This window comes from Flavobacterium taihuense (genome assembly GCF_019351435.1).
GTDB lineage: Bacteria > Bacteroidota > Bacteroidia > Flavobacteriales > Flavobacteriaceae > Flavobacterium > Flavobacterium taihuense.
The window spans coordinates 1-25,371 of record NZ_JAHWYN010000022.1; the positions used below are offsets into that span (position 1 = coordinate 1).

The window sequence follows — 25,371 nt, forward strand, 5'->3', positions numbered from 1 at the left end:
GTTTTTAATAATCAATTTACCCCGAAATTAGGTGGTCAATTTGAACTGGAAAGTGGTGGTCAGTTTGCTCCGGAACTGGTGGTCAATTTACACTGGAAAGTGGTGGTCAATTTGACCGGTTTTTCCAATACACCCTGCAAACGACTTTGTCATGGAGTTGCTCAAATATGGCTCAGAAGTAAAAGTGATAAAGCCTTCCGAATTGAGAGAAGAAGTAAAAAGTAGAATAAGCCAAATGACAAAAATCTATACTTCAAAATGATACCAATACAGATTTTAATTTTAGCCATCATTACAATTAAACCGATACGTATTCCAGTGTCGGTTTTTTTATTCAAAAAATATCGATTAAAAGTGTGAAAATAATTATTTCACCGACATGTTTCGTCGGTTACGGTAGATATTTTTGCCTCATCAATAACCTTAAAACAACTATTAATAATTCAAAATGAAAAAAATAATTACAACAATCACAGTATTACTCTTATTTATCACGGCTACACAAGCACAAACGCAATTCTTTGAAAAATACGATTACGAGCGAAACTCAGCTTATAATTCTACATTATCAACAGACTATTCAACTGCTCGTAGAGAGAATAGACCTAAAACAATTACAATTGAACAAGGTCAAGGAATTGAGTCAACAGTTATGGACACAGTAATGGTTAAATCCTTTGTGTACCATCCATCAATTTCAAAAAATGGTAAGAAGATAAATTATTTAACTTGGGATGAACTTAACCAAGAGCAAAAAGATGAATATACAACAACAATTCGTAAGCAAAGAAAGCGAAAAATATTTGTGCAGGATTCTATCCAAAAAGCGGAACAAAACAACCTACTAGTTATACAACTAGCGGAACAGCAAAGAATTAAAAAGTTGGAGGAGGACAATAAGCGTAAAAAAGACTCTTTAAATTTAGTTGAAAAGAATTTAAACGTCAATCAATGGGGTGTTGAGGTAGGTTCAATGAGAACGGAGGAGTTTACATTTTCACCAATCACATTAAAAACATTAGTTAGGGCGGCAAAATTAAACCCTGATTTTTATGGAGATTTGATGATGTTGTCGGTTGAAAATGATAATGTTGATTACAACAAAATGGATGAAAGTGGTAAAGGTGAATGGTACAACATTACCACCATCGATCCAAAATTAGTCTTTGTTACCGTTAAAATTTCAAGAAATTTATCTCTTATTAAACTTGTTAAGAGTGGCGCGTTATTTATAATAAAGGAACAATATCTAAATTATTGTACCGATATGTTTAATTGTCTTAATACCACATTAGCACAATACAAAACAATTGATGTTACACAAAAATACACTACGGAAGAGATAGCAATATTAAATCGTTACAAAAAAGTGTTAAGTAGCGGTAGTCCCTGTACAACAACAATAGCCACTATTCGCAACAGAAAACAATATGATTTTGTTAATAGATATGGTCAACACTTTTTCGATTCAGATAAAGTAACCCCAATTGATAAACAAAATCACAACAATTCAATAAAGAAAATATGGAAATTGGATGAGGAATGGAAAACAATTAGAGAAGATGAAACACTACTTAACGGCAACAATAAAATAATGGAAAAATTGCTAGAAGATGACAAATATTTGCAGATAAAAGTTAGAATGGAAGATATGTATTCAAACTCTTTAATTTAAAAATGAAAACTATGAGCACACTTTACCTACATGGACTCGAAAGCAAACTAAGCGACGAAAAAAGAACAATTCTCGAAATATATGCTCCAGTAATTGCTCCTGATTTGGATTATAAGTCAAATCCAAATATGATTGAATTTCTATATGATACCTATAAAAATCAAAAAATTGATGTGATCATAGGAAGCAGTTTTGGAGGCTTTGTGGGTTATCATCTGGCAAATCTATTGGGAGTGCCATGCATGCTTTATAATCCTGCATTGCCTTATAGAAGTGGAATAGAGCAAATTATTCCATCACATTTAGCAATGAATCATCCCTCAATTATGCGGTTTGTTTTTGGTGGGAATGACTCAGTTATTAAAGCCGTCGATAATTTAGCTTTTTTATTCCAAAATATTAACGATAAATCCGATTATTCAATCATTTTGCAACATGATTTGGGGCATCAAATTCCAATTACTGTTTTTGAAGAGCAATCGAAACTCTTCTTTGAAAGTCTGCATCAAAGGAATCTGAGGGATATAAAATCATTTTTGTAGTAACTCAACTGACATTGAAAAAAGGTGCTAGATGTTTCGAATGGCGAACAATTAAAGTAGTTGAAAATCTACTTAATGGTAACAACAAAAATAATAGAAAAGTTTATGTAAGATGACAAAAATTTGAAGATAAAAGTGAAGAAGGAAGATATCTATTCAAGTCCTTTATTTAATATAGGATTCAAATTTTAACGCATTGGATACACCCTCAATACGTATTGTATTGGGGGAGGGAAGTGAGGACTGTGTCTTTAAAATGTGTTTTTTTTTATTCAAAATATCTAATTTTTAAAAAAGAACAAAAAACCTAAAGTCAAAAAGAATCTTTCATGTTTTTATAGATAAAATTTTATATTATTGTAAAGAATGTTCAATTTGTCGGATTAAAATTTATTTAATTCAGGTTATATGCTAAGAAATAGAAATTGTCGGTTGGTTTTTAAAGCAAAAAGCATTTATGAATAATGCGCTTTGTGCCATACAAACAGTAAATAGACATGTAAAAATCTGTTAAAGTTCAAATAAAACAGGAATACGAAATATTAAAAATAAAAAAATGGCAAATTGTTATTGTGAGTACTGCGGTACTAAGGCTTCAAGTATTCAATCATTAACGGCAAATTCTTGTCATCGCCATCCACTAGGTGCGAGTAAAGGAAAACACAAACTCTATGAAGGAAGTGAAAAATCGCAGTACAGTTGTAAATACTGTGGTACTTCAGCTTCAACTATCATTAGCCTAACTGGAAATTCATGTCATCGGCACCCTGAAGGGACAGGAAAAGGAAAACATGCACCAACTTTATAATAATATATCATATGCAATCGATCTTAAAAAACCTTAAAAGCGTATCGTTTTTAGATAATAAAATATCCCCACAAGAAGCAAAACAATTTCCGGATTTAATTTCTGCCGAAGTTTACATTGATCCAATTCCTGGAGATATTTATAGAAGAGCAGTTAGTATTCATAAATTATCAAAAAACACCAAAATTTTATACTTTTCAAATAAAGTTGAAGAAAGCACAAACGGTAATGAATTAATAACTTCTATAGTTATAACTACTACTTTTATATCTATATATAGTACCCTTAATAAAGAAATTGAAAGTACTTATTTTACTGATATTGCAACAACCTTAAACAATAAATTTATTTATTATTTTATCAATGATGAAGATGAAAGGGTAGGTGTTTTTGAAAATTACGTTCCTGTTTTAAGAAATTTTGATTATGCCCCTTATTTTGCGGAACAAATAGGTGAACTAATTAAATTTTATAAGGGCAAAAATGAAACCCTAGAAAAACTTAGTAATCTTGAAAATAGATATTTAGATTATATTAAAACCTTTACTGATATAAATACTTTAGAAATTACTAAGACTGATTTTAGTAATCAAATATTAAATATATATGATAAGCATTTAATAAAATACGGTAATATAAATATACCTGTTGATCTGAAATATTATGAATATTTAGCGTATCATTATAAATCGGATCATATAAAAGCTTTAGAAATAACTAACTATGTTATAAAATATAACGTTGAAAACCTTTGTTTATGGCACGAATTAAAAGCGAATTCTTTAGTTGAATTGGGTAATAATTATCAAGCAATAGTAAATTATAAAATAGCATCTACTTTAAGTATTGATAGTCAGCAAAAATTAAAATTTAGGGACATAATTGAAAACTTAAGCACACTTTTTAATGAAAATTTTTTTACACTACCTTATCAAACAAGAAAATTAATTTTAATTGATAACGACTTAAATAGTACTCCTGAAGATACATTTATAGTTTTAGATAAAAACAATTTACCTAAAAGTTTAAAATTTTCAAACAACAATCCAAAAAAAGAAGAATTATACATCGTTCATCCTTACATAAAAGACATTTATATGCCTTATTCGGAGTATGAAACAACACTCTTTAGAGATAAGTTTGAAGAATTCTCTTATTTTATTCAATGCTTAGGTGCCAAAACAATGACTATAAAAGTAGCTAAGGGAAATAAAAATAGTCGTTCTAACTTAATTAATTTGTCATCTTATAACGACAATCAAAAATCAATTGAAGGTTCACTAGGCATTAATGGTATAGGTATAAATGGAAGTAATAAGGTCTCCAATAGTGGAGAGATAAATGACAATTCTAGTCAGGATTTGATAAATGAAGATGAAACTTCTTATTCTAGAACCCAAGTTTTTAATCCTACAAAAAAACCTCATTTACCTGCGGATATGATTTGGTTTGAAAATGAATCTTCTTGGCAAAGATTATACAGACAAAGAACTACTGGTGAAATAAAGCGTCATCACGATATTTTAAGTTCAAAAAGTACTTATTCTATTTCTGAAAAAGAAGAAATAACCCTAAAAGAAGCATTTGCAAATTATATTGGTGGTGGTGCTAGTTACCAAATGATTAATGCAACGGGGAGTCTAAACACAGAAAAAAATAAAAAAATATCTCAACTTATTGAAACTACATTTAATAAAAGTGAAGCTATTCAATGGGAAATTGATATTGAATTTGAGTCTATTGAAAATTTATCAGAAAATACAGAAATTGTAAATTCTACAACATCCATGCATGGAATTCCTGTAGATCTTGAACAGGAATATCTTGAGGAAGTAAAATTCATGCTCGAAGATGATGGTATTATTGACGATAAAGAAAGATCTATTCTAGAGAGATTCAGAGAAAGAAAAGGAATTTCAAAAGAAAAAGCCACTGAGTTAGAAAAGAATCTACTCTCTTTTGGAAACCTGTCAGAAGATGAAAAGGAATACTTCGAAGAATTTCAGGAAATATTAAATGAGGGGGAAATCACCGAAAAAGAGAGGCGCATTTTAAACAGAATGGCTAATCGATTGGGAATTTCTGAGGAGAGGGTTCAGGAGTTGGAAAAATTCAATTAGATGTTTTAAGAACCTTTTTAAAAGCTAAAGACCGTATATATAAATTATAAAAAATTATATACCAATGATTGAAGAAATTAAAAAAGATCGAAGTGCTTTTTTGTTAGAAAAAAAAGGTATCACTAGAAAAAGGTTAAAAACTGTAAAATTTAGTAATGATGTAAAATTTGAAGATGGAAAAATTATATGTAGAGGTTTTGATTGTGGTAGTTATAATGAAAGCACTAGAGTAATTTACCTTAGTCAAAATGAAATAACAGACCATAAGGGATTAAACTTAATAACAAAACACCCATCATTACCAACCAAGGCAATAATCATTGTTTATAATCGTGGGAATATTCATGAATTCCATACAGATAATGTAGGGAGAATTATTTATCAGATCGATAAGATTAATGAGAATCTTAATAGAATAAATAATAGAGATGCTGATGAACAGACAAAGGCTAAATTATTTAATGATGAAGATGGCTATGTATGTACACCAAGAAAATTAAAAGATCAGGGAGGACATGCCTGTCCTGCATCAGCAGGCGGACTAAAAGAGATGATTAATATTTTCCCCCAGGCATACAGCATTAATAATGGGAAAAAATGGAAAGGGCAGGAAATAAAAATGATACGTAAATACAAAAAGCAAATTTCTTTTGAAGTTAAAACGTGGCGTGAGTATAAAGAAGGGTCTAGAAGACCTATAAAAATTCATAGAAGCTTTGATGGGATAAAGGAGTCTTTTGACAATGTAAATGTATTTCCTGAAGAAGTTCAGTAGAACAGAAAATAAAAATTTATTCCCGAAATCAGGACTGATATTTCTTACCTGCAAAAATGTTTACTCATAGGTGTCTTTTATATAATCGAGTGTAATTTTTTTGTCTCCGACTTTACACCGTTAACCCTTGCTGTCATTGGGTTATTACACCTATTTCAACCAAAAAGGGGAAATATTTCAAGCCCTGAGTAAAAATAATAATACATTAAATATGTGTTTATGATATATAATAATAATTATTATTTTTTCTTCTCTAATATAAGAAATAAAAGGTGTAATAGGTGTAACAACCCAATGATAATAAGGATTAAGGGGCGTACCGAACGCTGTATAACATGCGTAATCGGTACACCCCTCTTTTTTATGAGAAGACATCATTATTTCACTAACAATAATCAATTCATTAGTGTGGATAAATTAGCGATTTTGTGACTGCTATTTTCACACTTTCCACCATTAATAATTGATTTAATACTCGCATTTCCATCATTATACACCCATGCTTTATGACTTTTGGAATAGCTCCAATATTTGTAATTTGAGGTATTGTTATGGTGCTTCAACCAAATATCAATCAAATCACGTATATTATTTTGGTGAAACCATTTTTCATTTTTGAATGGATTCTCAAAGTGATTGTATTCACGGTAAAAATCTGTTACAGTAAACTTTTTCTTCGTCTCTAACAAAGGTTTAAGAATGCGTTCAAATTCTGTAATAAAAGCATCATTACGAAATTTTACCAAAAAAGTATCCAATTCTTTATCATATTTTGGCGCTATTAGACCTTCAGAAAAAAACAACGCTACACAACGGAAAATATATGAATAAAAACGGTTGAATTCATCAGCGTCCCAATCTTCAAAAAAACGTCTACCAAAATCATTAAGAGGTGTAAATTCTTTATTGTAATATTTTTTAAATTTATATTCCACAAAGCGTCTGTTCGTTGAAGTGTTAGCGGACGAGTATGGAATGATCCAATTGGATGTTATTATAAACTTTGGTGATTCACTAAATTCTATTGCTTCGGCTTTCATCATTTTGCGTTGACAATTAATATCTCCTAAAATATTTGTGTATAACGCTTCATAATTAAAGCCAGCAGGAACATCATCAATCGAATATAATCGTGTTCCTTTTTCCAAATCTGCAAAAACAAAAGTGTAGTTTGGATCAAATTCGAAACCGCCTTTCCTAATACTTGTTATTACTTGTGATAATGCGTTTAGGACTACTGTTTTTCCGCGTCCTCCATCTCTGGTAACATCATCTGCTCCCTCATCTGTTAATATTATACATGGTGAACATGTGGGATTTTTATAAGAGTGAACAGAATAACCAATCATTGTCATAAAAGACTTTTCATTTTCACCCGATATTTTTTTAATAAATTGCTCAAGATCGCCAATCTCAGCTGTACAATTAAAATCACGTGTTTGAATCACGTGTTTGCGAAAAAAACCTTTTTTTGGATTATATTCTTGTTTTTCAACATTTCCGTTTTTGCCCATAGTAAAGAATCCATTTTTGAAAGGTAAACCAAATGTGAATTGACTGTCTTGGTAATAAATTAATTTATACGGTTTTATTAAATATAATGCTTTCATTATAGTGTTTTTGTTTTCGTGAGCAATAATATTTTTGACTGTTATAAAGTCTTCTCCAAATTCATTAATTTCCTCTTCTAATAAAATCAATAAATCTGTTTTGTGGTTGAAAGGATCTATAACATTACATGAGTCTTTTATTAGTAGAATGTGGTCGTCAGGTGTTGAAATTCTCTTAATTCCTTCTCTAATTATACAGTCATGAATTCCCGTGGGTAATATTTTAAATTTTCCCTTCTCATCTAAAAAATAAAATGTTTTGAGAGCATCAGGATTTTTTTGGGGTTTGGGAATTTCTTTTTCTACAAATTCAACTAAACCAAATGTTGTATTTTCTATCGGCTGTGATTGATTCACTGTAATACCGTCATGAATCCGTACAAAATTATTTATAGTGTTCTCTTTATTAAATAGTTCAACAAATTCTTTTTCGTATTTCGTAAAATCTCTAAATGCCCTTCCTTTTTCAGAAAAGCGTTCGCATGTTAATACCTCATAGGATCTACCTCCATAAACTTTTTCTAATTCTTCAATACATTTATAATAATAATAATAATCATTACTACCCTCAGGCCAGTTCGCATTTAGCAATTGAGGGAATTTTTTTTTATCCAAAATGTCGTAAATCGTATGTCTGTAATCTGTTCCCAACTCCATATCAATGAACGTGGGAAACGCCCGTTTGATGTCATACTCTTTAATATCAATAGGTAAAAAACTACGCAAGATAGATGGTATTTTCGTTGCGGGATTATATTCCCTATTGCCTTTAATGGAGACACTAAATAAATCATTATCATCAGTTTCCGTGTATTGTCCTTGCAATTTCAAAACCATATAAATAACATAATTGCGATAAGCTTTTATATTAAAAGGATTGTATAAGTCCCCTTCTTTTTTCTTTTCATCTGCTTTTTTATAATATTTCAGCAGAGCTACTAATTCAAACGGGAAATATTTTTCTTTTAACTTTATTCCATAATCATTGTATGCTATCAAATATTTAATGAAGGCGTTCCTTTCAGGTGGGTTAGCTTTTAAATAGTTGTCGGCTTTAATAATACACAGATCTCTTTTACTATGTAGTGTTGTATTTGAAACCGCATCTTGATATGTGTATTTTACTTTTTTACTTTTTGACACTTCTTTAACACTTTTGGTGAATTCATTCTTCAAATGATCTAATACATCTATTATTCGAGTGTTTTCCAAATCAAGATCTACAATTTCAGCAAGTTCCTCAACAAACTGTCCTTTCTTCTCCGTAAATGTTTCAGTTAACTGTTCTTCATTTTCAGCAGTTTCAATAGCTGACTTTTTCTTATTCTTTGAAGTTTGCTCAGCACTCTGCTCTCTTTTTTTTCCGACTGTTGATTTTTTTTTGTCCGACATAATGTTTCTATTAGCAGTTAGTGATTTTTTCGAAATTCAAAAAATAAGTCTCAACTATTGATAAACTTAAAATGGGTTGCTTCTCAACTCTTACATAAGGGACTTGTTTAGTTTTTACCAATAAATACAAACTCAGAGGTGTTTTGTTCAAATGCTCAGCCAATCCAAAAATGTTTAATTGTTTGTCTGCTTTTCGATCAATTGGATTAGCTGTTTCTAATCCATTTTTCATTTTAATGTTTAATCTTTTTTTCATAATATGTTAATATATAATATGAAATGCGTTCATTCGCATTCATAAAGTATATATCATGCTACTTTTGAATTCGGTAATTTTGTAACACACTTACAATGTAGTACTTATGAAAAGTTCGTTTTTTAAAAACGTCAGATTTCATTATTTTTACGATTTTTGAATTTCGCTGTTTTTGATGTATTCTCATGTTTTTTGTTAATTTTAACTATTTTATCGAGAATTTTACATTTTTGATTTTTTGTGATTTTATTTACAAAAACAACTGAACATGTTTTTACTGATGAATTTTAAGCAAGCGGTTCTTTTCAAAAAACCATAAAAAAACCCGATATAAAATATCGGGTTTTAAAACTACTGTCGGACAAAAACAGACTAAAAGCCATTTCGGAACGATGGCCTCTTATGAACTATATATTATTTGTTTATATCCGTTCTGGCGATTTGAAAAATAAATCAACTATAGCTTCTAAAAAGGCAGGAGATTTTTTTTCATTTAGCTTTGCGTCTATACTCTCCATAGTCTTATTGATTTAAAGGGATTAAACTTTCTTCAATTTGAGAACGCAAAAAATACACACGAGACCCCATTCCCAACGGCTTTATTTTGTTAGATTTAGCCCATGAATGCACTGTTGAAATGTCAACATTAAACAAATCGGCAACTTGCCGCTTTGTAAGGTATTCATTTGGTTGCTTGGGTTGAAAATGCTTTGAGAATTCGTCAAGTTGACGCTTTACACCAGCAGAAATCACTTCCTGTAATTGTTCAGCACTGTACTGAACCATAAAAATTTTTTTTTCCATAATCATATGGTTTTATATTATGATGGGGCAAATGTCCTAATATAATCGTGTCGTTGTAGATATCGAATTGTAGTTTTGGTAAATTATTTTTTTAGACACGAACACCCTATATAACTATTAAACACCTAAACCATTTGTAATCAATTTTTTATTCTGTCATTTTTTAAAAGCAACTAGCTACTCGCACTGCTTCCATTCTCCCTAAAGCCTCATAAAGGGAATCATAGTTTTTGTTGAATTAATTAATAGAGATTTATTACTGATCATTCTCCTTGTATTAAAAAATATAATTGCGCCATTTTCTTCTTTTAGTGCAAAAAAACATTCAAACAATCCAAAACACCATTGTTTGAAAAACATTTCATTGCTTTTTGTCGATTTTTTTTTTAATCGCAAGACTATGGTTTTTCAAACACTTTTCTTGGATTGCACTTCGGAGTTCTAGGAAAATCTTTTTTTTTACAATGAAATCAAATTCATAAAAATATTTGAAAAGACATATAACATATAATATTCACTTAAGGCTTATGTATTTTCTGCTGATCGTCCTACCAGAAGTCATCTTTTATTTTCCTTGTGCCACAAAAAACAAATTTTCCACTACTTCTGAGATTAAGTAGGGTTGATGTAGAGACTCTCTTAAAATAGTTTTGTAGAATTTATAAAAGAGTAAAAACTTTGGCTTTTTACAATTACTGACTAAATACTGACTAGATTAAAAATAAAAAACCCTTAACTCGTTAAAAGTTAAGGGTTTCGTGCGGATAATAGGACTCGAACCTACACGCCTTGCGGCACCAGATCCTAAGTCTGGCATGTCTACCAATTTCACCATATCCGCGTAATTGTGGGTGCAAAGATAATCATATCTTCCAATTTTCAAAGGTTTTTTTAAAAAAATATTCATTCTCTTTTTTGTATTTTTGATTTTCAAAAAATTTTGATTCAATGGAAGATATAAAGTTATATGTTACAAAACACAAAGATCGGTTTATCAATGAGTTAATTGATTTATTAAAAATTCCATCCGTAAGTGCAGACACTGCTTTTTCTCAAGATGTTCTTGACACTGCCGAAGCTGTTAAAGCTAGTTTACTGAAAGCTGGATGCGATTTTGTAGAAATTTGCGAAACTGCAGGCTACCCAATTGTATATGGAGAGAAAACAATAGACCCAAAATTGCCTACCGTTTTAGTCTACGGCCACTATGATGTTCAACCTGCTGATCCATTAGAATTATGGACTTCCCCCCCATTTGAGCCAGTTATTAAGAAAACTGAAATCCACCCTGAAGGTGCTATTTTTGCAAGAGGATCTTGTGACGATAAAGGCCAAATGTACATGCATATAAAAGCTTTTGAATATATGATTCAAAGCAACACTTTGCCTTGCAACGTAAAATTCATGATTGAAGGTGAGGAAGAGGTAGGTAGCGTCAACCTTAAAACCTTTGTAGAAAACAATACCGAGAAACTAAAAAATGACGTTATTTTGATTTCTGACACCGGAATGATTTCCAATCAACAACCTTCTATCACAACTGGCCTTCGAGGTTTGAGTTATGTAGAAGTGGAAGTTACGGGACCAAATCGTGATTTGCATTCTGGACTGTATGGAGGTGCTGTTGCCAATCCTATAAATGTTTTGTCCAAAATGATTGCTTCATTGCATGACGAAAACAATCATATTACAATTCCCGGTTTTTATGATAATGTTGAAGAATTATCTCTAGAGGAAAGAGCCGAAATGGCCAAAGCTCCTTTTAATCTTGACAATTACAAGAAAGCACTAAACTTGAATGACATATATGGAGAAAAAGGATATGTAACCAATGAGCGCAACTCCATCCGACCTACTCTCGATGTAAACGGAATTTGGGGCGGTTATACTGGAGAAGGTGCAAAAACCGTAATTGCGAGTAAGGCATTTGCCAAAATCTCCATGCGATTGGTACCAAACCAAGATTGGGAAGTCATCACCGACTTGTTCACCAAACATTTCACCAACATTGCCCCGGCAGGCGTTACCGTAAAAGTTACTCCTCATCATGGCGGTCAAGGTTATGTGACTCCTATAGACAGCATTGGTTACAAAGCGGCCAATATGGCTTATACCGAAACCTTTGGTGTTCCCGCAATTCCAGTGCGTTCAGGAGGAAGTATTCCTATTGTTGCCTTGTTCGAAAAAGAGCTAAAAAGTAAAACAATATTGATGGGATTTGGTCTTGACAGTGATGCCATACACTCTCCAAACGAACATTTCGGTATTTTTAATTATCTGAAAGGAATTGAAACCATTCCATTGTTTTACAAATATTTTGTGGAGTTAAGCAAATAAAACTTCTTCAATACTAACTTAATCCGTTCCCAGTGAGCGGATTTTTTTTGCCTTTTCCTAAATGATTTTAGTTTAATTAGGAGCTATTTCCTGCTATTCGTTACAATCTTATGAGTCACGTTAAAAAAACGAGACTCATAAGGATTTTCACTTCTATCAGGGCTAGGGCTTTTCGATTTCATAAGATATTGATATTCAAAATAAAAAAATACAAACGACAGATGCATTCTGTAAAAAAATCTTCAAAAATTTGGTTGAGCTAATTTTTATTCTACATTTGTAGAACAACATCTATCTTTGTAGAGTAAAATCAATTTATGCGACACTTAATCATTACTTTATTTCTTACCTTAACATTGATTGGATGCAAAACAGCACCTATAAATCAAAAAGTAAATAAAGATAGAGAAGGTCTATGGATAGAGGAATATGCCCAAGATAGTTCACGATACAAATCAATCGGAAAATATCATAAAGGCGATCCCATAAAAAAGTGGCGATATTATCTCGATGACAAAATCATAATGAGAGAAAAATATAAATCTGATTATTGTATCAGAACCCGTTACCATCAAAACGGAAAAGTACAATCTAAAGGAAAAACAAAAATAGTTACCACAAGCTCTAAAACGCACTGGTTTTACAATGGAGATTGGAAATATTTTGACGAAAAAGGAAAACTCATTTGCATCAATAAATATAAAAACGGGGAATTAATTTCAGAAATAAAAACACAACCAAAAAAATAAAACATGCAACTATCCAACTCCGAAGAACAATTAATGGAACATCTTTGGCAACTCGAGAAAGCCTTTATGAAAGATTTACTCGAAGCATACCCAGAGCCCAAACCGGCCACTACAACGGTTGCCACTTTGCTAAAGAGAATGATTGACAAGAAATTTGTTGCCTACAACGAATTTGGAAACTCAAGGGAGTATTATCCTTTGGTCAAAAAAACAGATTATTTCTCGAAACACGTAAACGGATTGATTAGTAATTTCTTCAACAATTCGGCTTCGCAATTTGCTTCTTTCTTTACCACGGAAACTAATTTATCAGCAACCGAATTGGAAGAACTCAAAAAAATAATAGATGGTGAAATTCAAAAAAAGAAAAAATGATACTTTATATTTTAAAATCCAGCCTTCTCCTTTTTATTCTAATTGTAGTATATAAACTCTTTTTAGAGAATGAGAAAATGCATCGATTCAATCGAATTTATTTACTAGGCAGTCTAATTTTTGGTTTAACGATACCTATGCATCTTTTTTCATTGAAAGCAAAGATTTCAAATACAATAAATTACATTGAACTGAATGAAATTATACTTCAAAAAACCAGTACAAATTTCAAAAGCATTTCAGAAAATCAAATAATTACCTACATCATTGTATCTGTTTATGTGTTTGTTGTCTTACTCCTAGTTATTAGGTTTCTATTGAATTTATACTCATTCCACAAAAAAATTAAAAACAACAAAAGACAAAGCATAAATGGCAGTAATATAGTTTTAATTCAGGAACATACTTTACCTCATTCCTTTTTGAAAACAATTTTTATAAATGAACAGGATTTCAACAATAATAATATCGCTCCAGAACTAATAGTCCATGAAACTGCACATATTAAACAAAAGCATACTTACGACATTCTCTTTATTGAGGTATTACAAATTCTGTTTTGGTTTAATCCGATAATAATACTGTACAAACGTGCGATTAAACTAAATCATGAATTTCTTGCTGATGAAACTGTTAATGCCGCATTTAAATCCGTTTATCAATATCAAAACATGTTATTAAGCTTTGCATCCAATGAAAGAAAAGTTGCCCTTGCAAGTTCAATCAATTATTTAATAACAAAAAAAAGATTAATTATGATGACCAAAACGGAATCTCAAATAAAAATTATATCGAAAACAGTAGGCGTAGGTGTTGTATACAGTCTGCTATTATTTACTTTCAGTTCACAAACAAAAGCACAAGAGCCATTACAAAATAAAGCTTTCAATGATTCCCAGACTAATTCTGAAATTACTCAGCCAGAATTTCCAGGAGGTATACTTGCTTTTTATAAATTTATTGGAACAAATTTTAAAGTTCCTACCGAACTAAAAGGAAGCGGCAAAGTAGTTTTATCTTTTATGGTAGAAAAAGATGGAAGCCTATCCGAATTTGTCACCCTAAAAGATCTTGGTTTTGGAACTGCAGATGAAGTCATTCGAGTATTAAAATTATCTCCAAAATGGATTCCAGGAAAAGAAAACAATGAAATCGTAAGAGTAAAATATAGTTTACCTATTCAAATAGAGCCTTCAAAATAGTCCTTAAAACAATAAATCCGCTTCGTTCGAAGCGGATTTATCTAAAAAAAATTTAAAAAAAAATCTAAAATTAAAAAAAATTAACTAAAAACTTTATCCGGATTGTAACCTATATAAGGCATAGCCTGCTCATGAAACACAACTCCATATTCTTCTAACTCTTTCAAAATGGGTTCATAAACTTCTTTACGAATCGGGAGCTGTACTCCTGAAGTTGTAATTTTACCGTTCAATATTAACAAAGTAGCCATAGCAACTGGCAGTCCTACCGTTTTGGCCATAGCTGTATAGGTTTGGTCTTCTCCAATACAAACCATTTTAGAATCGATTTGCTTTTCTTCACCATTAAGCACATATCCAAATTTGTGATACATCACAATCATATCCTTGTCATCTGGTTCTAAAGTCCAACTATCAGTAAGTATTTTTTCAAGAATTTGTGCTGGTGTTGCATTTTTCAATCCTACTTTCTTATTTCGATTGAACAAATCCAATTCCAATAATTTATCCCACATGATATCATCTTGATCAATTTTTAGAATCAAGCGCATTTTAATTTCAACTGAATCTGTTGGGTGATAAGGAAGGAAGGAATTTACAAATTGACGGTAACTCATGTTTTCCGAGTTTTCCATAATATAACTATCATCCGTCATCCCCAATTGCACAAACATATTCCAAGCTTTAGAAAAACCAACTCTGCGAATCGTTCCTCTATATAAGGTAAGTACGTCATCAAGACCATAAACACTTCTGTATTTCAGTGAATCCCTGTTAGAATAGGCTTCAAATTTGCCATATCCTTCCACCTCCAAAAACTCAGTTCTTCGAAACAAACTCGTATATGGAATATATTTATAAGCCCCTTCTTGAATGAATTTGGCTGCACCGCCTTGACCAGCAAGCACCACATTTCTTGGTGCCCAAGTAAATTTATAATTCCATAAATTATTGTCAGATTCTGGCGCTACAAGACCTCCACAAAAGGACTCAAACAAAAGCATTTTCCCTCCTTGCTCTCTAATCTCGTCAATCACTTTCATGGCACTCATGTGGTCGATTCCTGGATCAAGTCCAATTTCGTTCATAAAAATTAGATTGTTTGCTTTGGCAGCCTCATCCAATTCCTGCATCGCATCGCTTATATAGGAAGCCGTCACAAGATGTTTTTTATAAACGATACAATCTCTTGCTACTTCAATATGAAGGTGAGCCGGCAACATGGATATTACAATGTCAGCTTTTTGAATCGCATTTTTTCTTTGATTTTCATCAAATATATCTAAAGCAATAGGAGTTGCATTTGGATGATTATTGGTCTTTTTTTGAGCTAAATCCAAAGACAAATCACCTATAATAAGATGCAATTCTTCGGATACCGATTTATTCAAAAGGTATTGTATCAACGAAGAAGCAGATCTTCCTGCTCCAATAATAAGAATTGTTCTCATGAGTTATTTTATTTTAAAATCGTAACATTATACATTCCAATATATTCTTCTTGTTAAACAGAATATTTATCCCTATTTAAAACAGATTAAATTTTGACTGTTTTTAAAAATATAACACAAACATACAATATTGTTGTATTTATAACAAATGATTTTTAAAAACATTTAGAATTAAAATCCATTTATCATTTTTGAAAATGAAGAAAAAAGCTCAAATACCTATGTTTTGAGTTACTAAAAAACTACTTTTATCATTGCATACAAAACACTTTTAGTTTAAAAATATTAGAAATACTTTTGCCTTTTATAAAACAAAAATAATGGATAAAAAAATAATTACAACTTCGGCCATTTTAGGACTGATAGCAATAATTTTAGGAGCTTTTGGGGCACATGCCCTAAAAAAAGTACTCACTATTGAACAACTTACCACTTTTGAAACTGGTGTACGGTATCAAATGTACCATGCTTTGTTTTTATTGTTTATTGGAACAACAACAATAATTCGTCAAAAATTAAAAAAAACGATCTATAATTTGACTGTTTTGGGAGTTATACTTTTTTCTGGTTCCATTTACCTGTTGGCTACCAATTCTTTGATGCCAATTGATTTGAAAATATTTGGATTCGTTACACCAATTGGGGGGATATTTCTTATTTCTGCATGGTTCCTCCTATTTTTTGACTTAATAAAACCAATAAAAAAAGAAAAATAAAATTTAATATGGTTCTAAAAAAAATTATACTTTTGCGGTGAAATAAACAACACTCAAAAAAATTTATTTTTTATGGACAACTACGCTTTGTTTACGAAATCGATTTCGTTAAAAGAACTGGGAATTGAAAATGCCAAAATTCAGTATCAACTAACCCCTAATGAGTTACACGATATTACCATTCAATCTGGACAGGGAGTTGAAAATTCTACTGGAGCACTAGCAATTAATACAGGTGAATTTACAGGACGTTCTCCACAGGATCGTTTTATTGTAAAAGATAGTATTACCGAGGACAAAGTATGGTGGGGGAAAGTAAACATTCCTTTTGAACCAACAGCTTTTGATGCTCTTTACAAAAAAGTTACTGCTTACTTATCTAACAAAGAGATTTTTGTTAGAGATTCTTATGTTTGTGCCGATACCAACTACAGATTAAATGTTCGTGTAGTAACAGAAACCGCTTGGGCAAATTTGTTTTGTCACAATATGTTTCTAAGACTTACTAATCAAGAACTAGAAAATTTCACTCCAGAGTGGACAGTAATTTGCGCTCCTGGATTCATTGCAGACCCAGCCATTGATGGGACACGCCAAGGGAATTTTGCAATCTTAGATTTTACAAAAAAGATTGCGTTAATTGGAGGCACAGGATATACAGGAGAAATGAAAAAAGGAATTTTCTCGGCATTGAACTTTATTCTGCCTGTTTTCAAAAACACATTACCTATGCACTGTAGTGCTAATGTTGGAGAAGATGGTGATACTGCCATATTCTTTGGTTTATCTGGAACAGGAAAAACAACTTTATCTGCAGATCCAGCTCGAAAACTAATCGGTGATGATGAGCACGGATGGACTAACGAAAATACTGTTTTCAATTTTGAGGGAGGATGTTATGCGAAAGTAATCAATCTAACTGAAGAGAACGAACCAGACATTTTCAGAGCTATTAAAAAAGGAGCTATTCTTGAAAATGTGGTTTTCAAAGCAGGTACTAATGAAGTAGATTTTGAAGATGTTTCTATCACTCAAAACACAAGAGTAAGCTACCCAATTGACCATATTGATAATATTCAGCCTGGTTCTATTGGTAAAAACCCAAAAAACATATTTTTCTTAACTGCCGATGCCTATGGAATTTTGCCTCCTATATCCAAACTAACTGCTGGGCAAGCCGCTTATCACTTTATATCTGGATATACTGCAAAAGTGGCCGGTACAGAAGCGGGTGTTACAGAACCGCAACCTAACTTTTCAGCTTGTTTTGGAGCGCCTTTCATGCCATTACACCCAACAAAATACGCAGAAATGTTGAGTAAAAAGATGAAAGATGCCAATGTAAAAGTTTGGTTAATCAACACAGGATGGACAGGTGGACCTTATGGAACTGGAAGCCGAATGAAATTAAAATTCACTCGCGCCATGATTACTGCTGCTTTGAAAGGACAATTAGATGCTGTTGAGTTTATCAATCATGATGTGTTTGGAATTGCAATTCCACAATCTTGCCCAGAAGTACCTAGTGAAATTCTGAATCCAAGAAACACTTGGAAAGACAAAGAATTATATGACAAAAAAGCTGCCGAATTGGCTCATAAATTCGAAGAGAATTTTGCTAAATTTAAAGAATTTGCAAATGCTGAAATAATGGCAGGAGCTCCGATTGCTTAGTTAATTTTAATTCAATACCTAAAAGAGCTGTTCTTAATCGAACAGCTCTTTTTTTTGGTTATAAATAGCTGAAAAAAGTCTAACCAAAAACAAATCAACAATTTAAGATATAATTAATTTATTTGGTATTAAATTTGTACCGTCTTCCGATAATTATCGGAACAAAAAATCAATCAATCAAAAATCAAATCAATCATGTTAAAACAATTCTTTATCCTTTGCTCAGGAGCTGACAAACAGCTGCTTGATGGTTGCTCCGATGGTGAACAAACCAAATTTGTCGGTATTGGTGCCACCGTTTTTTTTACCGCTGTCATGGCTTTCATCGCCAGTGCTTATGCCCTTTTTACTGTTTTTGATAACGTCATTCCCGCTTTACTTTTTGGCTTTGTGTGGAGTCTTCTTATTTTTAATCTGGATCGTTTTATTGTTTCCACCATCAGAAAAAGGGATAGCTTCGCCAACGAATTGCTGCAGGCCACTCCCCGAATTATTTTGGCTTTCATCATCGCTATCGTAATATCAAAACCTTTGGAGATTAAAATTTTCGAAAAGGAAATCAATACCGTTTTACTGAAAGAAAAAAATGCGATGGCCTTGAACAACAAAAAGGAAGTCGCTAATTATTTCAAATCGGATTTGGACAAAAACAAAAACGAGATCAAGAATCTTAAAACTGAAATCGCCAACAAGGAAAAAGAAGTAAACACACTTTATCAAACGTATATCCAAGAAGCCGAAGGAACTGCCGGAACAAAATTAATGGGAAAAGGGCCCGTATTTAAAGAAAAAATTGCCAAACATGACTTGGCCAAAAAAGAATTGGACACCATTCAAAAAAACAATTTAGCCAAAATAGCACTTCTTGAAAAAGGAAGCAAAACATTGCAAACCGATTTGGACAAAAAAGTGACCGAAACCCAGCCTATCATTGATGGATTTGATGGTTTGATGGCACGAATCAACGCCTTGAATAAACTGCCTTGGATTCCCTCGTTTTTTATAATGCTTTTATTTTTAGCGATTGAAACTTCTCCAATTATTGCCAAATTACTTTCGCCTAGAGGTGAATATGATTTCAAATTGGAAGACTTGGAAACAGCGCTTAAAGCTACTATCGAGCAAGACAAATACCAACGAGAATTATTGATAAAAACCAGTGCTGCAATGCACGATAAAGTCTATGCTGATATTGCCGAGGACAAAAAATTATATGATTTACAAAGAAAAAATGCTACCGAATTATTGGAACAACAATCCAATAACTTTTTAGAAAAGCAAATGAAAACATTATAGGAGAAGAGGCAATTATGCCTCTTTTTTATTTCAACCAACCATTCAAAGTAGCAATAATCTTTTCTTGGTCTTCTTTTGGAAAATTTTTAACTCTCGTTGCATGACTGCCTCCTGGAAGCACCATCTTCAAAGCATCCAAACTAGGATTTATGGTTGGCGCACAAGACCCCCAAGTGTCAAATCCTCCATAGATATAAAGTATTTTATTACCCTTTGCCTCAACATATTTACGCACCTTTTTAATGTATTTTGGATTATACGTTATCGTAACCTCTTTGGGTGCAAATCGTGAATTAGAAGTACTTTTTACTGTTTTCAACAAATTTCTTACGGGTTCGAAATCAAAACCATAATATCCCAATTCACTTAGATGCTGATAATAGGAGGGTAATAAATCAAAATACTTTTGATCATTGTAAGTGCTAATCCCTACTATCTTATTCAAATAATCAAACAATTCTTTTGGCGCAGCTCCCTCAACAGGAATATCTTCACATTTTCCGCCCCATTGCCAAAAAGAAAAAGGGAATTCTAAGGTTCCATATTCCAAAGCTTCTTCAACAGAAACTTCGGTAAAAGTCATTTTTTCATTCTCGGCATACTCTTTAATTTCCTTCAAAAGAGCTTCTCTATTTTGCAATAAAGCTCTCTGAAAACGAATGATTTTTGCTCTGCATTCGGGCGTACCCACAATTTTAACATGCTCCAAAGTCCTTGGATCTTCCTGGGTATTGATCAATGGCGCAACATAAGGCATTGCCACATCTACATCATTGGGATATTTCGATTTATAAATTAATGTGGTTTCTCCTCCTTTACTTATTCCCGTCGAAATCCATTTCCCTTTGTATAATTCTTTCAATTTTGTTGTGATGTTATGGTAGTCCTCGATCGCCTGATCATTGGTTAAATACTGCCATTGAACTGGATTTGGCCTTGACTTACCATAAAATCGATATTCTACAGCCACTTGATTTGCGTTTAGCAATTTACTCACTTCGCTTTTTATGTTGCCGGTATTATATCCGTGCGTTTCAATTACCATTGGATTATTAAAATCACAATGAGAAAGATAAATATAATGCTTAAAAGTTCCCTTTTCAGGATGTTTGTGATCCAATGGTTCATTCAAAATTAACTGATACGATTCAGTATAACCTTCTAAATTCTTAATTTCAGAAATCTCAGCATCAGGAAACAGCTCAATTAATTTTTTCTTTAAATCCGTTTGAGCAATTGTTCCTGTTTGGGCAAAACTCAAATAAGAACAAAAAAGGAATGATAGTATCAGTAGAATATTTTTAATTTTCATTGCATATTGGTTAGAATTATTTTTTAAAAATACAATCTCATCACACCTCAAAACGATACTATATTAACCTCAAATTGTAATATTTTATCTGATGCGGATTGAAAAGTATTTAAAAAAAATAAAAAGTTTAATTTTATTAAAAATCCAACCTTATAATGAATACTATTCAACTCATTTCTGATTCGTTTATAGAGAACAATTGCAATTTTAAACTTCTTATTGATCGGTTAAAAGATGGTTTTGCAAACCCATCTATAGAAGTACCAATGCGCCATCACCACGACTATCCAAATCCTCCAGAAGACAAAGACTCTACTTTGCTACTGATGCCTGCCTTTAATCCTGGGGTAGATGCGGGGGTAAAAATAGTAACAGCAAGTCCCAATAACGGCAACTATAATCTTCCTGCCATACAAGGAACCTATATTTATTTGGATGCCCATAAGGGTAATGTTAAAGCTATTTTGGATGGAAAATCACTAACCACAAAACGTACTGCTTCAACCTCAGCATTGGCCAGCAGCTATCTCTCCAGAGAAAATGCCTCTTCATTATTAATGATTGGAACAGGAGCTTTGGCTAAAAATTTAATCCAAGCACATGCCACTGTACGGCCTATCACCAAAGTATATGTTTGGGGTAGATCATTGGAAAAAGCACAAGCGGTATGTGATGAATTATCGAATGCTTCTTATTCTTGCATAGCTATTACAAACATTGAAGATAAAATCTCCGAAGTCGATATTATCTCGTGTGCCACTTTATCACCTACTCCTATAGTCTTTGGAAAATGGCTGAAAGAGGGGCAACATCTCGATTTAGTGGGTGCCTACAAAAAGGATATGAGGGAAGCGGATGATGAAGCTGTTTTAAAATCATCAGTATTCTTAGACACTTACCAAGGAGGAATAAAAGAAAGCGGTGATATTGTAATCCCTTTAAATAATGGCACTTTAAACATAGAAGATATTAAAGCCGATCTATTCGAGTTGTGTACTGGCTCCAAAAAAGGGAGAACATCCGAAAAAGAAATCACCTACTTTAAATCAGTTGGGCATGCTCTAGAAGACTTGGTTGCTGCCTCTTATTTTTATTCTGAATTTATATCCAAAAAATAAAAACTATGTCTTCCACTTATAAAAACATACTTTCAAAAACAGATTATACAGTACCTCAGAATTGGGTGCAAATTAAAACCATTGACATGCATACGGGCGGAGAACCCTTGCGTGTGATTGTTTCCGGGTTTCCTGAATTGAAGGGAACTTCTATATTAGAATATCGTCGAGACATTAAAGAAAATTACGATTACCTCCGCACCGCACTTATGTTTGAACCTCGTGGCCATGCCGATATGTATGGTTGTGTTTTGTTTCCGCCAAATGATGAAACTGCCGATTTTGGCATCCTATTTATGCATAACGAAGGCTACAGCACTATGTGTGGCCATGCCATTATTGCGATCAGTACTTTGGCTGTCAATATGAATTGGATTACGGTAAAAGAACGAGAAAACAAACTGGAGATAGACGCTCCTTGTGGCCGAATAACTTCTTATGTAAATGTTCAATCTGGAGAAGTAACGGGAGTTCGTTTTCATTGTGTGCCAAGTTTTGTCGTAGGACTGGATCGTGAAGTCGAAGTACCAGGAATAGGGAAAATTATTTACGATTTGGCTTATGGTGGTGCCTTCTATGCGTATGTAGATTTAAGAAAAAACAACACTTTAAAATTCGCCTTAACCGATTCTGATTATCGTACTATCATCCAAAACGGTATGGAGATCAAGCATGCTGTAATGCAACAAGACAAAGAAATACTGCATCCTTTTGAAGATGATTTGAGCTTTCTATATGGAACCATTTTTATTGATGATGCCCAGCAAAAAGAAAATCATAGCAGAAATGTGTGTGTTTTTGCCGAAGGAGAAGTCGATCGATCCCCAACAGGCTCCGGTGTTTCGGGAAGAATTGCTATAGAAAAATCAAGAAATACAATAGATTACAACAGCAAACTGGCAATTGAAAGTATTACGGGAAGTGTTTTTAATGCTTCTTTGTTTTCTGAAAAAGACTTCGGAACTTTTAAAGCCGTGATTCCTCAAGTGGAAGGAACAGCCCATATTACAGGTGCAAACACTTTTATTATTGACCCAAATGACCCTATGAAAAACGGTTTTATACTTAGATAAATATGAAATCGCCATGATTCAAAATTACAAACAGGAATGAAAAATGGCGATACCACATTCCAATAAAAAGCAAATACTATTTCCATATGAAACAGATTACAGCATTATTATCACTTATTTTTTTTAGCCAAGCTAATTTCGCTCAAAAGACCTACCCAAATTTAGAGGCTAGCAAAAACATTCTCAATTACAAAGGAAATCCAACGAACGCAACCGACAGAAAATCATTGGCTTTTTCAGATAAAGGCGCTTGGTTTGGATTTGGATTTCTGGATTCCAATCAAGGACAAGGTGGTTTTTCGGGACCATATTTATTGACTGAACAAAACGGCGTTTGGATAAGCCCATCATTGGTTTCGTTACATCTTATAGATAAAAACCAACAGGAAATTATTGATTGGCAAACTGCTTTGGTGAATCAAAACAGTTACAATAGCCATCTGGAACAACAATTTCAGAATGAAAAATTGGATGTAAAACAACAATTAGTGTTTTCTTCCGGCCAATCGGCGATTCAAAAAACGAGTATTACCAACCGATCCTCAGAAACAATAATTATTTATCCCTCTTTTGATTCGAAATTATTTTTGAATGATTTGCAATTATCAAAAGAAAATCAAATACTAAAAATCGTTTCCACAAAAAGCAAAGCCACAGGATACATCCAATTTTCAAATGCTACTTCCATCGAAATTACAAAAGACGGATATAAAACCCAAATTGAAAAATTAACACTTAAACCAAATCAAACCGAAGTAATTCTGGTTTCCCAAACTTTTATTTTTCCTCAATATTCATGGCAAAAAGAAAAGGAATCTTTAGCGAAAACAAAATTCAACACTATTCTTTCTAGCTCCCAAAAAGAAAAGGAAAATCAATTAGCTCAATTAATAGCCAAAAAGAAAGCAGTTTATAACGATTTGATCTACTCCAATTTATTGGCAAAATTAGTTCTTACGTTACAGAACAACTCTCGAATCGCAGCCGAAGGTTTGAAACACGACGGTATTTTTCCGAGTTACAATTACGAATGGTTTAATGGATTTTGGGCATGGGACAGCTGGAAACATGCAGCTGCCGTTACAAATTATAACCCTGAATTGGCAAAAAACCAAATGCGTGCCTTATTTGATTATCAAAAACAAAATGGCTTTATTCCAGATTGTGTTTATAGAGACACCCTGATCGAACCTAATAATTACAGAAATACGAAAGCGCCACTGGCAGCATGGGCGGTTTGGAAAATTTATGAGCAAACAAAAGATACTAATTTCCTAAAAGAATTATATCCTAAGCTTAAACTATACCACAATTGGTGGTACAAAGATCGTGATCACGACCAAGACGGGTTATGTGAATTTGGTTCAACAGATGGAACTTTAATTGCGGGAAAATGGGAAAGCGGTATGGACAATGCCGTTCGTTTTGACGACAGTCAGTTACTAAAAAATGGAGAAAATGCATATTCGATAGATCAAGAAAGTGTTGATTTGAATTCGTATTTATATGCTGAAAAAAACTATCTGAGTAAGATGGCTCAGGTTTTAAAACAACCGGAAGAATCCAAAAAATGGCAAGAAGAAGGTGTTGCATTAAAAACAAAAATTCAAAATCAATTTTGGGATGCCAGCATTGGCTGGTTTTATGACACGTCCATTGATGGAAAATCCTTTGTAAAAGTGATGGGCTGTGAAGGCTATATTCCGCTATGGGCAGAAATTGCCACTGCTGAACAAGCCAAGATGATCAAAGATAATATGCTTGATCCCCTTACTTTCAATACGTTTATTCCTTTACCAACATTGGCTGCCAATCATCCAAAATTCAAACCCGAAGGTGGTTATTGGAGAGGTCCAATTTGGCTCGATCAAAGTCAATTTGCGATAAATGGATTAGAAAAATATGGCTATATCTCCGAAGCAAATCAATTAGCACACAAACTCATTTGCAATTCCGATGGTGTCTTAGGAAAAGGAGAAGCCATTCGTGAAAACTATCAACCTATAACCGGAAAAGGATTGGAATCTTATAATTTCAGCTGGTCGGCGGCGCATTATATGATGCTTATTTTAAAAGATTAAAACTT

20 protein-coding genes and 1 tRNA gene are annotated in these 25,371 nt (G+C 32.7%); 15 read left to right on the forward strand and 6 right to left on the reverse strand.

The window, feature by feature from the left end; translation table 11 throughout:
• Positions 1–151 precede the first annotated feature (151 nt).
• The 5 genes from KZH69_RS20725 (at position 152) to KZH69_RS17815 (ending at position 5,920) form a co-directional block, all read left to right on the forward strand.
• On the forward strand, positions 152–262 hold the full coding sequence (locus KZH69_RS20725) for a WCX domain-containing protein (RefSeq protein ID WP_369410681.1): 111 nt from the start codon (positions 152–154) through the stop codon (positions 260–262).
• Between the two features lie 186 nt (positions 263–448).
• Entirely contained in the window at positions 449–1,675 is a 1,227-nt protein-coding gene (locus tag KZH69_RS17800; protein WP_219318831.1) for a hypothetical protein, read from the forward strand.
• Positions 1,676–1,686: 11 nt separating this feature from the next.
• The gene (locus tag KZH69_RS17805; protein ID WP_219318832.1) at positions 1,687–2,217 is read left to right on the forward strand and encodes a YqiA/YcfP family alpha/beta fold hydrolase; all 531 of its coding nucleotides are present in this window, start codon (positions 1,687–1,689) and stop codon (positions 2,215–2,217) included.
• Positions 2,218–3,036: 819 nt separating this feature from the next.
• Positions 3,037–5,145 carry a tellurite resistance TerB family protein gene (locus KZH69_RS17810; protein ID WP_219318833.1) on the forward strand — a complete coding sequence of 703 codons (2,109 nt, stop codon included), beginning with the start codon at positions 3,037–3,039 and terminating at the stop codon, positions 5,143–5,145.
• 64 nt (positions 5,146–5,209) lie between these two features.
• Positions 5,210–5,920, forward strand: coding sequence for a hypothetical protein (locus KZH69_RS17815; RefSeq protein WP_219318834.1), 711 nt, complete (start codon positions 5,210–5,212; stop codon positions 5,918–5,920).
• Between the two features lie 395 nt (positions 5,921–6,315).
• On the opposite strand, the gene KZH69_RS17820 is transcribed toward KZH69_RS17815, so the two are convergent.
• From KZH69_RS17820 to KZH69_RS17835, 4 genes are all read right to left on the reverse strand, one after another.
• Positions 6,316–8,922 (reverse strand): hypothetical protein, encoded by a 2,607-nt coding sequence (locus KZH69_RS17820; protein ID WP_219318835.1) that lies wholly within the window; start codon positions 8,920–8,922, stop codon positions 6,316–6,318.
• A gap of 10 nt (positions 8,923–8,932) precedes the next feature.
• Positions 8,933–9,178: a hypothetical protein gene (locus KZH69_RS17825; RefSeq protein ID WP_219318836.1), complete on the reverse strand. Its 246-nt coding sequence runs from the start codon at positions 9,176–9,178 to the stop codon at positions 8,933–8,935.
• A gap of 522 nt (positions 9,179–9,700) precedes the next feature.
• Positions 9,701–9,982, reverse strand: coding sequence for a helix-turn-helix domain-containing protein (locus KZH69_RS17830; RefSeq protein ID WP_255558398.1), 282 nt, complete (start codon positions 9,980–9,982; stop codon positions 9,701–9,703).
• Positions 9,983–10,741: 759 nt separating this feature from the next.
• Positions 10,742–10,823: transfer RNA gene (locus KZH69_RS17835), tRNA-Leu, on the reverse strand.
• A gap of 107 nt (positions 10,824–10,930) precedes the next feature.
• Between KZH69_RS17835 and KZH69_RS17840 the strand changes: the two genes are divergently transcribed.
• The 4 genes from KZH69_RS17840 to KZH69_RS17855 all read left to right on the forward strand — a co-directional run bounded on the left by KZH69_RS17840 (position 10,931) and on the right by KZH69_RS17855 (position 14,645).
• Positions 10,931–12,319 carry a dipeptidase gene (locus tag KZH69_RS17840; RefSeq protein WP_219318838.1) on the forward strand — a complete coding sequence of 463 codons (1,389 nt, stop codon included), beginning with the start codon at positions 10,931–10,933 and terminating at the stop codon, positions 12,317–12,319.
• Positions 12,320–12,636: 317 nt separating this feature from the next.
• A complete protein-coding gene (locus tag KZH69_RS17845; protein ID WP_219318839.1) occupies positions 12,637–13,068 on the forward strand; it encodes a toxin-antitoxin system YwqK family antitoxin in 432 nt (143 codons plus the stop codon).
• A 3-nt stretch (positions 13,069–13,071) separates the two neighbouring features.
• Positions 13,072–13,443 carry a BlaI/MecI/CopY family transcriptional regulator gene (locus tag KZH69_RS17850; protein WP_219318840.1) on the forward strand — a complete coding sequence of 124 codons (372 nt, stop codon included), beginning with the start codon at positions 13,072–13,074 and terminating at the stop codon, positions 13,441–13,443.
• A 422-nt stretch (positions 13,444–13,865) separates the two neighbouring features.
• Positions 13,866–14,645, forward strand: a complete 780-nt coding sequence (locus KZH69_RS17855; protein WP_369410682.1) for a M56 family metallopeptidase — start codon at positions 13,866–13,868, stop codon at positions 14,643–14,645.
• Positions 14,646–14,725: 80 nt separating this feature from the next.
• Here the strand turns inward: KZH69_RS17855 and KZH69_RS17860 are convergent, their stop codons facing one another.
• Positions 14,726–16,096, reverse strand: a complete 1,371-nt coding sequence (locus KZH69_RS17860; RefSeq protein ID WP_219318841.1) for a saccharopine dehydrogenase family protein — start codon at positions 16,094–16,096, stop codon at positions 14,726–14,728.
• 320 nt (positions 16,097–16,416) lie between these two features.
• Between KZH69_RS17860 and KZH69_RS17865 the strand changes: the two genes are divergently transcribed.
• From KZH69_RS17865 to KZH69_RS17875, 3 genes are all read left to right on the forward strand, one after another.
• Positions 16,417–16,812, forward strand: coding sequence for a DUF423 domain-containing protein (locus tag KZH69_RS17865; protein WP_219318842.1), 396 nt, complete (start codon positions 16,417–16,419; stop codon positions 16,810–16,812).
• A 72-nt stretch (positions 16,813–16,884) separates the two neighbouring features.
• Positions 16,885–18,486 carry a phosphoenolpyruvate carboxykinase (ATP) gene (gene pckA / locus KZH69_RS17870; protein ID WP_219318843.1) on the forward strand — a complete coding sequence of 534 codons (1,602 nt, stop codon included), beginning with the start codon at positions 16,885–16,887 and terminating at the stop codon, positions 18,484–18,486.
• A 195-nt stretch (positions 18,487–18,681) separates the two neighbouring features.
• The gene (locus KZH69_RS17875) at positions 18,682–19,782 is read left to right on the forward strand and encodes a DUF4407 domain-containing protein (RefSeq protein ID WP_219318844.1); all 1,101 of its coding nucleotides are present in this window, start codon (positions 18,682–18,684) and stop codon (positions 19,780–19,782) included.
• A gap of 25 nt (positions 19,783–19,807) precedes the next feature.
• On the opposite strand, the gene KZH69_RS17880 is transcribed toward KZH69_RS17875, so the two are convergent.
• Positions 19,808–21,094 carry a S28 family serine protease gene (locus tag KZH69_RS17880; protein ID WP_219318845.1) on the reverse strand — a complete coding sequence of 429 codons (1,287 nt, stop codon included), beginning with the start codon at positions 21,092–21,094 and terminating at the stop codon, positions 19,808–19,810.
• Positions 21,095–21,249: 155 nt separating this feature from the next.
• On the opposite strand from KZH69_RS17880, the gene lhpI reads away from it, so the two are divergent.
• From lhpI to KZH69_RS17895, 3 genes are all read left to right on the forward strand, one after another.
• Positions 21,250–22,212, forward strand: coding sequence for a bifunctional Delta(1)-pyrroline-2-carboxylate/Delta(1)-piperideine-2-carboxylate reductase (gene lhpI / locus KZH69_RS17885; protein WP_219318846.1), 963 nt, complete (start codon positions 21,250–21,252; stop codon positions 22,210–22,212).
• 5 nt (positions 22,213–22,217) lie between these two features.
• On the forward strand, positions 22,218–23,285 hold the full coding sequence (locus KZH69_RS17890) for a proline racemase family protein (protein ID WP_219318847.1): 1,068 nt from the start codon (positions 22,218–22,220) through the stop codon (positions 23,283–23,285).
• Positions 23,286–23,371: 86 nt separating this feature from the next.
• Positions 23,372–25,366: an MGH1-like glycoside hydrolase domain-containing protein gene (locus KZH69_RS17895; protein ID WP_219318848.1), complete on the forward strand. Its 1,995-nt coding sequence runs from the start codon at positions 23,372–23,374 to the stop codon at positions 25,364–25,366.
• The last annotated feature ends 5 nt before the right edge of the window (positions 25,367–25,371 follow it).

Excerpts from the sequence above, each read along its gene's own strand:
- KZH69_RS20725 (WP_369410681.1), top strand. The coding sequence starts at position 152 with ATGGAGTTGCTCAAATATGGCTCAGAAGTAAAAGTGATAAAGCCTTCC.
- KZH69_RS17800 (WP_219318831.1), top strand. The coding sequence starts at position 449 with ATGAAAAAAATAATTACAACAATCACAGTATTACTCTTATTTATCACG.
- KZH69_RS17805 (WP_219318832.1), top strand. The coding sequence starts at position 1,687 with ATGAGCACACTTTACCTACATGGACTCGAAAGCAAACTAAGCGACGAA.
- KZH69_RS17810 (WP_219318833.1), top strand. The coding sequence starts at position 3,037 with ATGCAATCGATCTTAAAAAACCTTAAAAGCGTATCGTTTTTAGATAAT.
- KZH69_RS17815 (WP_219318834.1), top strand. The coding sequence starts at position 5,210 with ATGATTGAAGAAATTAAAAAAGATCGAAGTGCTTTTTTGTTAGAAAAA.
- KZH69_RS17820 (WP_219318835.1), bottom strand. The coding sequence starts at position 8,922 with ATGTCGGACAAAAAAAAATCAACAGTCGGAAAAAAAAGAGAGCAGAGT.
- KZH69_RS17825 (WP_219318836.1), bottom strand. The coding sequence starts at position 9,178 with ATGAAAAAAAGATTAAACATTAAAATGAAAAATGGATTAGAAACAGCT.
- KZH69_RS17830 (WP_255558398.1), bottom strand. The coding sequence starts at position 9,982 with ATGGAAAAAAAAATTTTTATGGTTCAGTACAGTGCTGAACAATTACAG.
- KZH69_RS17840 (WP_219318838.1), top strand. The coding sequence starts at position 10,931 with ATGGAAGATATAAAGTTATATGTTACAAAACACAAAGATCGGTTTATC.
- KZH69_RS17845 (WP_219318839.1), top strand. The coding sequence starts at position 12,637 with ATGCGACACTTAATCATTACTTTATTTCTTACCTTAACATTGATTGGA.
- KZH69_RS17850 (WP_219318840.1), top strand. The coding sequence starts at position 13,072 with ATGCAACTATCCAACTCCGAAGAACAATTAATGGAACATCTTTGGCAA.
- KZH69_RS17860 (WP_219318841.1), bottom strand. The coding sequence starts at position 16,096 with ATGAGAACAATTCTTATTATTGGAGCAGGAAGATCTGCTTCTTCGTTG.
- KZH69_RS17865 (WP_219318842.1), top strand. The coding sequence starts at position 16,417 with ATGGATAAAAAAATAATTACAACTTCGGCCATTTTAGGACTGATAGCA.
- pckA (WP_219318843.1), top strand. The coding sequence starts at position 16,885 with ATGGACAACTACGCTTTGTTTACGAAATCGATTTCGTTAAAAGAACTG.
- KZH69_RS17875 (WP_219318844.1), top strand. The coding sequence starts at position 18,682 with ATGTTAAAACAATTCTTTATCCTTTGCTCAGGAGCTGACAAACAGCTG.
- KZH69_RS17880 (WP_219318845.1), bottom strand. The coding sequence starts at position 21,094 with ATGAAAATTAAAAATATTCTACTGATACTATCATTCCTTTTTTGTTCT.
- lhpI (WP_219318846.1), top strand. The coding sequence starts at position 21,250 with ATGAATACTATTCAACTCATTTCTGATTCGTTTATAGAGAACAATTGC.
- KZH69_RS17890 (WP_219318847.1), top strand. The coding sequence starts at position 22,218 with ATGTCTTCCACTTATAAAAACATACTTTCAAAAACAGATTATACAGTA.
- KZH69_RS17895 (WP_219318848.1), top strand. The coding sequence starts at position 23,372 with ATGAAACAGATTACAGCATTATTATCACTTATTTTTTTTAGCCAAGCT.